At 71.1% G+C, this 10,614-nt stretch carries 7 protein-coding genes and 6 pseudogenes; 6 read left to right on the top strand and 7 right to left on the bottom strand.

Annotated elements, in window-relative coordinates:
• Window positions 1-160 precede the first annotated feature (160 nt).
• Complete coding sequence (locus KUM03_RS17130; protein ID WP_217249556.1) at window positions 161-1,060, top strand: hypothetical protein; 900 nt, start codon at window positions 161-163, stop codon at window positions 1,058-1,060.
• A 53-nt stretch (window positions 1,061-1,113) separates the two neighbouring features.
• Here the strand turns inward: KUM03_RS17130 and KUM03_RS17135 are convergent, their stop codons facing one another.
• Entirely contained in the window at window positions 1,114-1,710 is a 597-nt protein-coding gene (locus KUM03_RS17135; protein WP_217249557.1) for a TIGR03086 family metal-binding protein, read from the bottom strand.
• Between the two features lie 81 nt (window positions 1,711-1,791).
• On the opposite strand from KUM03_RS17135, the gene KUM03_RS17140 reads away from it, so the two are divergent.
• Window positions 1,792-2,700 carry a helix-turn-helix domain-containing protein gene (locus KUM03_RS17140; protein WP_217249559.1) on the top strand — a complete coding sequence of 303 codons (909 nt, stop codon included), beginning with the start codon at window positions 1,792-1,794 and terminating at the stop codon, window positions 2,698-2,700.
• 785 nt (window positions 2,701-3,485) lie between these two features.
• Here the strand turns inward: KUM03_RS17140 and KUM03_RS17145 are convergent.
• Window positions 3,486-4,294 (bottom strand): IS5 family transposase gene (locus KUM03_RS17145; RefSeq protein WP_217249572.1). Its coding sequence is split into 2 segments (ribosomal slippage): window positions 3,486-3,955 and window positions 3,955-4,294, totalling 810 coding nucleotides; the frame shifts between segments, so codons are not numbered across the junction.
• A gap of 120 nt (window positions 4,295-4,414) precedes the next feature.
• Between KUM03_RS17145 and KUM03_RS17150 the strand changes: the two are divergent.
• Window positions 4,415-4,579 (top strand): annotated as a pseudogene (locus KUM03_RS17150) (RbsD/FucU domain-containing protein); the annotation flags it as partial.
• A gap of 76 nt (window positions 4,580-4,655) precedes the next feature.
• On the opposite strand, the gene KUM03_RS17155 reads toward KUM03_RS17150, so the two are convergent.
• Window positions 4,656-5,027 (bottom strand): hypothetical protein, encoded by a 372-nt coding sequence (locus KUM03_RS17155; protein ID WP_217249574.1) that lies wholly within the window; start codon window positions 5,025-5,027, stop codon window positions 4,656-4,658.
• 421 nt (window positions 5,028-5,448) lie between these two features.
• Here KUM03_RS17155 and KUM03_RS38365 point away from each other — a divergent pair.
• A pseudogene (locus KUM03_RS38365) lies at window positions 5,449-5,811 on the top strand (transposase family protein); the annotation flags it as partial.
• Window positions 5,812-5,963: 152 nt separating this feature from the next.
• On the opposite strand, the pseudogene KUM03_RS39035 reads toward KUM03_RS38365, so the two are convergent.
• The 4 genes and pseudogenes from KUM03_RS39035 to KUM03_RS17175 form a co-directional block, all read right to left on the bottom strand.
• Window positions 5,964-6,185, bottom strand: a pseudogene (locus tag KUM03_RS39035) (ABC transporter substrate-binding protein); the annotation flags it as partial.
• A gap of 278 nt (window positions 6,186-6,463) precedes the next feature.
• Window positions 6,464-6,835 carry a hypothetical protein gene (locus KUM03_RS17170; RefSeq protein WP_217249578.1) on the bottom strand — a complete coding sequence of 124 codons (372 nt, stop codon included), beginning with the start codon at window positions 6,833-6,835 and terminating at the stop codon, window positions 6,464-6,466.
• Window positions 6,836-7,335: 500 nt separating this feature from the next.
• A pseudogene (locus KUM03_RS38370) lies at window positions 7,336-7,527 on the bottom strand (ubiquinone-dependent pyruvate dehydrogenase); the annotation flags it as partial.
• 4 nt (window positions 7,528-7,531) lie between these two features.
• A pseudogene (locus tag KUM03_RS17175) lies at window positions 7,532-8,386 on the bottom strand (arginase family protein); the annotation flags it as partial.
• Window positions 8,387-8,644: 258 nt separating this feature from the next.
• Between KUM03_RS17175 and KUM03_RS17180 the strand changes: the two are divergent.
• Together KUM03_RS17180 and KUM03_RS17185 are read left to right on the top strand one after the other, a co-directional pair.
• The gene (locus tag KUM03_RS17180) at window positions 8,645-9,865 is read left to right on the top strand and encodes a metallophosphoesterase (protein WP_217249580.1); all 1,221 of its coding nucleotides are present in this window, start codon (window positions 8,645-8,647) and stop codon (window positions 9,863-9,865) included.
• Between the two features lie 146 nt (window positions 9,866-10,011).
• A pseudogene (locus KUM03_RS17185) lies at window positions 10,012-10,521 on the top strand (hypothetical protein); the annotation flags it as partial.
• Window positions 10,522-10,614: the final 93 nt, after the last annotated feature.

The raw sequence follows: 10,614 nt of genomic DNA on the forward strand, positions 1-10,614 counted from the left end.
TTCGTGCCGGTTCACTGGCGCACGGTGCGTGTGGCGGGCGTCCTGTACTCCCTGGCGGTGCTGGGTGCTTGGCTGATCCCTTCGCAGATCGGCAGGCGGTGTCGTATTCCTCGCGGCCCTGCCCGAGGTCCTGCCACGCCCGGCCACGCCGCGGCCCACTGTGTGCAAACGCCTCGCGCTGACCACGGCGATCTGCGCGGCCACCGTCTGGCAGACCACCGGGGCGGTGGCCGATGCCGTGCGTACCGCCCCGACCGCAGCCTGGTCGCAGGACCCGGACCCGCTGCTGCACCAGCTGGAGCGCGTCAGGATACGGCAGAAGGGGAGACTCGAAGTGGTACCGGCCAGCAGTCCCCGGGAGTCCTCTGCGCTCCCGGAGCACGCCCACCTCGCGCGCGGCTGGAACCGCCAGGCCGACCTGGGACGCAATCCCGTCTTCTACGACGGCACGCTCACGGCCCGCAGCTACCGGGCCTGGCTCGACCGGTGGGCGGTCCACTACGTGGTCCTGCCGTCGGGCCCCCTGGACTCGGCGGGCAGTCAGGAAGCAGAGCTGATCCGGCAGGGACTGCCCTACCTGAAGCAGATATGGTCCGACGCGAACTGGAAGCTGTCCGCCGTCCAGGAGCCGACACCCCTGGCTGGACCGGACGCCGGCCTCGCGGACGCGGCCCACGACCGCCTCACCGTCACGGTGCACAGAGCGGGACCGGTGAGGCTGCGCGTGCCCTACTCCCCCTGGCTGGCTCTGGTCGACAGCCGGGGCCACAAGCTCAAGCAGACGTGGCTGGTCTGGTGCCGGAGGCCGGCCGGTCGTAGCCACACCGGTCGGCGCACTCGTCGATCAGAAGCAGCGCGCAGCCGGCGGTGGCGTCGGGAAGGGGTGAGCGGGCGCAGTGCGGGGAGTCAGTGGAGTGCGCGGTCGCTCACCGCCAGGCGCGCGGTCGGATGTGGGGCGGTCGCTGATGATGCGCAGGGGTGGGCCTTCCGTGGCGGGGCGGGGCGGTCCCACGCTGCCTCTGCGGCTGTACCGGGGCCGCACCCGGTTCCGTCCCGGTGACGGCGGCCCACAGGACACAGGTCGCCGATGTGCCCGGTACCGGCTCCAGGGGCTCAGGCCCTCGACCGCGGGTCCCGGCCTGTCAAGGCCAGCACCCGCTCCAGTTCCGTGGCGTGCCCGGGCGTCGGCACCTCGGGCCCGAAGACGCCGTACTCGCGGGCCTGCGGGGCCATCGCCTCCACCGCGCCGACCAGTTCGGCGACGACCGCGGGATCCGCCTCGTAGGGCTGACCGGTGGCGACGGCGAGGTCCCAGGCGTGGACGGTCAGATCGAGCAGCGCCATGTGGGCGACGGTCCGCGCGGGCATCCCCATCTGCCCGCTGGTTCCCTCCTCCGCGCCTGGTGCTGCCCACGCCGCCACCAGCGCACCGGCCTCCCGGGCGAACGCGGCGCGCCAGTCGGTGTCGGGACGCACGGCGGACGGGATGGTGGAGAAGTCGGCTTCCTTCTTCGCGGCGAGTTCCTGGAACTGGACGACGACGTGGTGCAGGTGGTCCACCAGCGCCCGCACGTCGTAATCGGCGCACGGGGTGGGCGCGGTGAGCGCGTCGTCCCCGATGCCGCGCACCACGGGTACGGCCTGGCGGGCGGCGGCGTCGAGGAGGACTGCTACGGGGACATGGGCGGTGGCAGGTGATGTGGCGGTCATGTCTCCGACGCTAGGACGGGGGCGGCGCGCTGGCTTGAAGAAACGCGACATCCACCGAGCGGCCGGTCCTAAGATCGGCCCGTGAGTCCCGCAGCCTCCTCCTCCCCCGGCCCGCCCGGCGACAGCACCTCCCGCACCCCCGCCCCCGGTGGCCCCGCCTCCTCCACGGGGACGGCGGCGCCCCGTGGTGACACCCGAGGGATCCTCGAGCCGTCGGCGCTGCTGCGCCACACCTCCTTCCGGCGCCTGCCGCCGGCGCCCGCACTGCGGCCGTACGTCGAGCACTACTGGCTGATCGACTGGGAGCTGCCCGCCCCGTACGAGGCGCGGGTGCTGCCGCATCCGGCGGTCAACGCCGTCCTGCAGTGGCGCGGCGGGCGGTCCCGGTGCGAGGTGTCGGGGGTCGGGCTGCAGGTACACACCGAGCGGCTGGAAGGTGCGGGGCGGGTCGTCGGGGTGCAGTTCCGGCCCGGTGGCTTCCGGCCGTTCGCGCCCGGAGTGCCCGTTGCGGAGTGGACCGGGCGCCGGCTCCCGGCGGAGGAGGTCACCGGAGCCGGGCCGGCGCTCACCGAGGCGCTCACCGTCCTCGGCGGGGAGGCCGACGACGCCCGCCGCACCGCCGCCGTGGACACCTGGCTGCTCTCCCTGGCACCGCACCCCGACCCGCAGGCCGCCCTCGCCGTGGAACTGGCCAACCTCGCATGCCACGACCGCGCAGTATGCCGTACCGCCCGCCTCGCTGAGCTGGGCGGGCTCTCGGTCCGCGCGCTCCAGCGGCTCTTCGGTGCGTACGTCGGGGTGAGTCCCAAGTGGGTCGTCCTGCGCTACCGGGTACTCGACGCCCTGGAGCGGGCCGCGGCGGACCGAGCGACCGACTGGGCGGAACTCGCCGTGGAGCTGGGCTATGCCGACCAGGCCCACCTGGTACGGGATTTCACCGCCACCGTGGGTGTTCCGCCGACCGCCTACGCGGCGCGGAGCGCGGCCTGAGGCAGTACGGGCTCAGTCCGCCTGGCCATCACCCTTCCTCCGGCCGTCGCCCCCGGCGCCCGCCGTGGGAGGCAGGGCGAGGCGAGATCCCAGCGCCGGCCGCCGTCCTCCGTGATGGACGCCGTGAGCCGGTCGAAGACGCAGCGGGCGACGGTCCGCCGGGCTTCTTCCCGTGCAGCCTCATCCTCGCGCCTGACGATCTCCCTCTCGTGCCCCGACTCCACCTCGTGCTCCCGGTTGCTCCTCGTCGCCGTCCTCCCGCACGGGCCGGTCCGCGCCGTCGTACTCCGTGTTCGTGCCACCGTGCCTGGCCAGCACGTGAGCGAGGCCGACCGACTTCAGATCGGACTCGGCGTGGTGGAACTTCGTGATGGGTGACGTCGTACTCGTCGCACTGCGCTCCGGCGAAGCGCCGCGAGACCTCCCTGGCCGACCTCGCGCGGCCGCAATCCCCGGTCGGTTTCGGGAACCGGAACCGACTGGTCGAAGACGACCTTGGGCAGCGCGAGCAACGCGACCAGAACTCCTCTCGCATGTCGAGCGGCACCGAGACGACGATCTGACTGATCGCTTCAGAATGCCGTCCTGCGGAGACGCCGGCGGCCCATGGAAGAATCCCTTCAACCACGGGTTCAGGGGGTGACGCCGTATGGAACGGGTTGGGGCTGCGCGAGACCTGAGGCTGTTGACGTCACGGATGAGGACCTGCGGTCCGCAGTGCGGTCGCTGCAACCGCTTCTGGCCGAAGTGCGGCCGGGGTGGTTCAGCGTAGCCAGCTGATCCCTTCAGGATGAGGTCCGCAGACGGCAGAGGCATATGAGGCTGCAGGCCAGTTCGAGCAGGCCCTGATGGAGATCGGCGCTTCGCTCGTAGCGGGTGCGGAGCCGTTTGAACTGGTGCAGCCAGGCGAAGGCGCGCTCGCCGACCCAGCGCACCTTGCCCAGTCCGGAACCGTGGGCGACGCCGCGTCGGGCGATCAACGGCTTGATGCCCCGCTTCCACAGCAGGCGGCGGTACTTGTCGAAGTCGTAGCCCCGGTCCGCATCCAGACGTCGGGGCTTGCGGCGGGGGCGTCCTCGGGCTCCCCGAATCGGCGGGACCGCGTCGAGCAGGGGCAGGAGCTGGGTGACGTCGTGCCGGTTGCCGCCGGTGAGTGTGACGGCGAGCGGGGTTCCGTGACGGTCGACGATCAGGTGGTGCCTGGAGCCGGGGCGGGCGCGGTCGACGGGGGAGGGTCCAACGTGGTTCCCCCTTTGAGGGCCCGGACGTGCGATCCGTCCACGGCACAGTCGTCCAGGTCCAGCAGGTGGGCGCGGCGCAGCGCGGTCAGCAGGGCGGCGTGCAGGCGGGGCCAGACGCCGGCCTCGGTCCAGTCCCGCAGTCGGCGCCAGGCCGTCACGCCGGAACAGCCCACGGTCTCCGCCGGGACGTCCCGCCAGGCGACACCGGTCCGCAGCACGGACAGGACGCCGGCGAGTGCTGTTCGGTCAGGAACACGCAACCGGCCCGGATGCCGGTGGCGCCGCTCGGGAGCGGGCGGCAGCAACGGGGCCACCCGCTCCCACAGGTCGTCAGGAACAAGATCAGCACGCACCTCGGACACCCTGCCGACCAAGATCGTCGAGCACAGGACCGGCAGCTCAACTCATTCTGAAACGATCAGTTAGGCTCGCGGCTGCCTCCCCGGCTGGGGTGGCCCACCATGCGCCCGACGGAGGTGCATGAGGCCGACGCGGAGGCCGCCGCGCTGCTCGACGGGCTTCTTCCCCGCGCTCGAACTCGTCCCGCGCAAGCGGCTGAAGGAGCTGTCGAGAGGCGCCCGCCTGATCGTCCGCACCGGGAGGCGCGGCCGTACGCGAACGTACTGCTGTGGTGCGGGTCTTCTTCTGAGGACGGGACGGGCCCGCCAGGCCGGGCCTGTCCCGTCCCGGCGGGCCTCGTGCGGGCGGACGGCCTCAGCAGCGGGACACGGGAACGTTGACGTCACTGCGCGCCAGGTAGACCTTGGTCACGTAGACGTTGCGGTTGCCGCTGTCGTCGTCGGTCAGGAACCAGACACGGCTGGTGCGCCCCTTGTCCGTGTACATGGCACCGTAGGTCCAGCAGTACACGTAGTTCCTGCCCGCGTTCAACGTGCCGGCGTGGGTGGAGTCGCGCGCGTCCGGACTCCAGTGGGACCAGGAGCTGTAGTCGAACCCCAGGTAGGTCCTGCCGTAGCTCGCCGCCTCGGCCTCGGCGGCGGCCGGTCCGGCCGCCACAGTCAGCCCCGCCCCCGCGAGGGCGGCGGTGGCGAGAGCCGAGACCACGGCGCGTCCGATCTGCTTCATGAGACTCCTCTGATCCGCTCGTCGAACTCTGTGTAGCGGTGTGGCCTTTTCACCAGCAGCATGCGGACCCCGTGACGCGGGGCGCGCCAGGTTTTGGCCCGGTCCAAATCGTCCGGTCCCTTCGGGAGTCGCATGGTCCCCGCACTCCTCGGGTCTCAGCCCCCGTTCAACAGGCGACGCCCCAGCGGGGTCGCCGTGTGCAGGATGCGCTTGCCGTCACGGCGGCTCACGACAAGGCTGCCTTCCCTCAGTACAGCGAGCTGCTGGCTCGTGGTCGGCAGGGACATACCCGCGGCGTCGTCGAGTTCTGAGGTGGTGGGACAGGTGCGATCGGCGGCCTTGTGCAGCAGCGCGGCCCTCGTGGGGCCCCAGGAGACGAGCCAACGCGGCCGGGGACGCGGCGGTGAGGGAGGACGTCTTGTCGACCCGAAGATACCGGTTCTCGGCAAACGTGCAGGTCATCGTGGACGCCGAGACACGCCTGGTCGTGGCCGCGGCCCGGCCGGTGCCCGGAAACACGGCGGACGCGAAGCGTGGAGGGACTCCGGCCTGGCTGACACTTGCGCAGGTGTGACGGTCCTTGGCGACGGCGCCTACATCAACACCGGCCTGGTCGTCCCGCACCGCAAACGCCCCGGACGGCCCTTGCTCAAGGGCGAGGAAGAGGACAACGCGCAGCACCGCAGAACTACAAGATCCTCCGTGACTGCCGGCAACGCGGCGACGGCTCCACCACGCCGTCCAGGCCGTCGCCCGCATGCACAACCTTGCCCTCGCCGCATGACCACCCACGCCCGAACACCGCTCCGATCTGCCCGATCACGGCCTTCTGCGACACCCTTTAGCTTGATCTTTAACCTACTGTGCTGTGCGCCAGGACTGTATGTCGGTTGCTGGTGCTTATCTGTAAGGCGTGGAAGGTGCGATCCCAAGTGCGATAGCCCTGCTGGTGAGCGCACCGGCCCTGGCGGTCGAGTACGCGATCGACCGCAGCTCCAGGCCGTCCAAGCGCGGCACGTGTCCGTAGTGGTCGTCGTAGCGCTCGAACGCCGAACCCTGGCCGGCGCTGAACTCGGTCAGCCTGAAGGGGCCGCAACTGGGCATGCCCTTGCGGAACTCCTTGGTGCCGTCCTTCACGACGAGGAAGTTGCCCTGGCTTACTGCGCGGTCTCCACCACTGGGCACCGTGGCCGATCCACCATCCCCGAAAGTCGGGCAGGCCTTGAACACCGTCCCACGAGCCGGGCTCCGCACCAACGTCGCCGATGCCGAACCCTCTGCCGCAACAGCCACAGATGGCGGAGGTCGGCCAACCGTCCTCCCAGAACGTGGCCCCGCCCCACCCGCACATGCGGCAGAACTCCTCGGGGGGAACCGGCGCGCTCGGTATCGTCCCGTCGTCCGGCATCCTCAGCACCACTCTGCCGTAGCCGGGGTCAGTCCGCGTACACGAGGATCAGGCACAGAGCCGCGAAGGGCACGATGGACCCGCCGAGCAGCGCCAGCACCGCCGGGACCGCCGCCGTCAGTCGCTTACTGCCCTTGCGCCGGCCCGAGCGGAACACCACGCGGGCCAGGACGAGAGGCAGCGCAAGGAGAGCGAGGAAGCTCACCGGCGTCACGACCTGGCTGAACACGGTGGTGCCGGTGTCGGCGACCAGATGCCAGGCGGTCATGCCGAAGACCACTGCCGGGCCGGCCAGCAGGCAGAACGAGAGGACCGACGCCACGGCGACGGTCAGTCCTTCCGTCGTCCGCTCGGCACGCGCACGCTCCCGGCGCACTTCCGTTGTCCCGCTGTCTCCCATGCCCGTTCCCCCAGCTGCCACAGTTCGCGGTGTCGCCAGCGCTTCGGTCGAGGCGCTCAGTCCGAGGTCAGCAGAAACGATAGCGCCGGGCCTGGGGCCGCGGACACAATGTTCTCATGGGCCTACCAGCCCGTCAGAGCCCTCCGCTCCTCGGGACGAGCAGCGTTCCGCTCGCCGGCCCACCTTCCGCAGCCGGTCTCGCACTCGCTGGGCAACGCGGACTGTCTCCCCAAGCGCCAAACGTCACGCAGCGCATGCAACGTCACTGTTATGTAGGTTCGAAGTGGCCGTCCGCGACAACAAGGGTGCCTTGTGTCAACCAGAGGCGGGCGTCGTCGGTCGTACCGGCAGGTGCGGTGCAGGCGGTCGCGGGTGTCGACGACGGCTGGCGACCTCTCGGCCATCGCCAGGGCATCCCGCACGCCACGCACATGTCCACTGTGAAGAGCACAGTTCAGCCCCTCCCCGTACAGCTCATCGACCGGTGCAATGGTTCTGCCTCAGGGACGTGGGACGTTCCGCAGATGGGCACGGGCCAGGTCGAGCATCTTGCCGGCACCGCCGTCGAGCACGGTCCGGCCGGCGGCAAAGGCGAAGCCCTTGCCCTGGGCGGCCGATATGTGCGTCGGGATCGACAGCTCGTTGGGATCGGTCACCCGGTCGACCAGGAACGGCCCGTCGTGGGCCAGCGCCCGCCAGCGCGCCGGCCGTGCCTTCCGGGTCGAGGTCGGAGTCGTAGACCGTGACGTTCAGGCCGGCGCAGCGTTCCGAGGCGAGCAGGCCGGCGAGCAGTGGGAGCAGCTCGTGAGGCAGCAGACCGTCCACATCGGGACTGTCCACCGCCGGCATGACGGAGGGGTCCAGCACATCGGCGTCCAGGTGCACCCAGAAGCCGTCGAGCCCGCCGCCGCTGAACGCGTTCACCGTGCTGTGGCGGGCTCGTGCTCGCCGCGCTCCCGGATCTCCTCGACCGTGTTGACGGACATGCCGACCGCCGTGAGCTCAGTCCGCTCCTCGTCGTCGTCGCGGATGCCGACAGGTGTACGTCGCCTTCACACGGGCAGGGCCGCAGTCCTTCCAGGTCGGTGAGGTCCCGCCGGCCCCGGCCGGTGGCGAGCGCCAGTTCCTCGCCGGCGGCGGCGCCCACGTTCGGGGCGTTCCCAGGGTCCGGAAGTCAGCCGAGGCGTCGACGACGGCCAGTCCGTACCACCCGATGCGCCGCAGCACTAGCGAGGCCCTGAGCGGGATGGAGCACTCCCCGCCGAGGACGACCGGGAAGTCCCCGGCGCGAACGTGTCATTCGACGCGTCGGCGAGCTTGCGGGTGTACGCCGCGAGGACGGCGGTGTTGAACATCCCGTCTTCCTCGCCCCAGTCACCCCGGTCATAGCGGGGTGGCACCACCACGACCCCACTCTCCTCGGCACCAAGGCGCCGCAGCAAGCCCTGTTCGCGCAGGGCGCCGACAAGCTTGTAGCAGCCGGGAACACGCCGGGGCGGGCGGACGCAGCCCCCGGTTGGATGGGGCGTCCACGAGCACGATCTTCTCCATCGGGCCATCCTGAGCGCGCTCAGGCGTCGCGTCGGCCGGCCCCAGGCCCCGGCCAGCTCATCCCGTCTGTCATCGCCTGCGCAGAAGGCGGCGGCCCAAGAACTACTGCGTGACCCGGCCCCTCGAGCCCGGGGCGTGGAGCGGGCCTCGCGAGTGCGCCCCAACATACGGGCACTTCACTCTCTACGCCCTCGCCGGTCCGGAGCGAGGGCGACCGGATACAGTGCGCGAGACGGCAGCCTGGTCAGGGAGGGAAGCATGTCCGCCACCAGTAACACCCGGCCCGCCGAAAGTGGAGCGCCAGCACCGCGGCAGAGTCGACTGCACCGCCTGATGCGCTACAGCCCCCTGATCGCCCCCGTCCTGCTGTGGGCTGTCCCTTGCTGGGTGCTCCTGCACGCGGGCCAGCACTGGCCGCTGCCCGTCACGCTGGTCGGCACCGCTCTGTTCGCCCTCGGCCTCATGTGCATGCCGCTCGCGATGGCGCGCGGCCACGGCCGACGCCAGTCGGATTGGGCGGCGATCGTGGGTGACACTCTGCTGGGCACCAGCTGGGTCCTGTTCACCTGGTCCGTGCTGCTCGGCGCCGTGCTGCGGCTTGCCCTGACCGTGGCCGGCGTCGGCGAGGGGCAGGACCGGGCCCGCATCGTCACGTGGGCCGTCCTCGGCGTGACCGCTGTGCTGCTCGCCTGGGGGTACGCCGAGGCCCGCCGCGTGCCACGTGTGCGCCGTCTCGACGTGCAACTCCCGCGACTGAGTGCCGGACTGGACGGCCTCCGCGTCGTCCTCATCACCGACACCCACTACGGCCCCCTCGATCGCGCCCGCTGGTCGGCACGGGTGTGCGAGACCGTGAACACCTTGGAACCCGACCTGGTGTGTCACACGGGCGACATCGCGGACGGCACGGCCGAACGCCGCCGCGCCCAGGCCGCCCCGCTCGGTACCGTGCGGGCCACGCATGCCCGGGTCTACGTCACCGGCAACCACGAGTACTACAGCGAGGCCCAGGGCTGGGTCGACCTGATGGACGAGCTGGGCTGGGAGCCGCTGCGCAACCGCCACCTGCTGCTCGAGCGCGGAGGCGACACCCTCGTGGTCGCCGGCGTGGACGATGTCACCGCCGAGTCCTCCGGCCTGGCAGGCCACCGCGCCCACCTCGCCGGAGCTTTGAACGGCGCCGACCCCGACCTGCCCGTCCTGCTCCTGGCGCACCAGCCCAAGTTCGTCGACCGCGCGGCAGCCCACGGCATCGACCTCCAACTCTCCGGCCACACCCATGGCGGCCAGATCTGGCCCTTCCACCACCTGGTCCGCATCGACCAGCCCGCCCTCGCCGGTCTCAGCCACCACGGCACCCGCACCTTCCTCTACACCAGCCGCGGCACCGGTTTCTGGGGCCCGCCGTTCCGCGTCTTCGCCCCCAGCGAGATCACCCTGCTCGTGCTCCGCTCCCGGCACCTTCCCCCCTCGCCGTAACACTGCGCGGGCCAACACATCCACCGGGAGCAGTGCACGAGCCGTTTCGGCATTCTCAACAAGGCAGTGACTCAGGCAAGCTCAGTGGTGTCGACTGACGTGGATCGGTACGCCCATTGTCAGGCGCTGCTGGCAGCATCACCGCTGTGAACGCCACCTTCACCACTCCGCCGAGGCCGTTCGACATCACCGCGCTCTTCCCTCAGCTGGCCCCGCTGGCGCGCACGGCGACCCGACTGCACCCGCGGCCGGGGTCGCCGACCGTGCACGACAGCTCCGTCGGCGGGCCGCTGCTGTGGCCCGCCGACGAGCCGTGGCCGTACTGCGACGAGCCGCACGACAGCCGCGCGGCGCCGGTGGCCCACTCCCCGGACGACGTCCGGCTCCTCCGCCACGACCGCGCCGCAGCGGCCGAGCGGCGGCGCCTCGACCCCGGGGCACCCCAGCGGACTCCCGAGGAACGGGCGACCTGGGAGCGGCTCGCGAACCGCCCGTGGTTCGACGGCCCGATCCCCCTCCTCCCCGTCGCCCAGCTCTACGCTCGCGATGTCCCCTTCCCGCGCCCGCCCGACGCGGACCTCCTCCAGGTCCTCTGGTGCCCCTTCGACCACCCCTACCTCCCGAAGCCGTGCCTGTTCTCACCGGAGCAGGTCACTTACTGGCTCTAACAAAAGCGGCTGATCATGAGTCTGTCGGCCTCTCTGCTCGTAGGTGTGGGTATGGGAAACCGTCAGTCGCGGCCGTGGATC

Source organism: Streptomyces sp. AC602_WCS936 (assembly GCF_019049125.1).
In the GTDB taxonomy this organism is placed as follows: Bacteria; Actinomycetota; Actinomycetes; order Streptomycetales; family Streptomycetaceae; genus Streptomyces.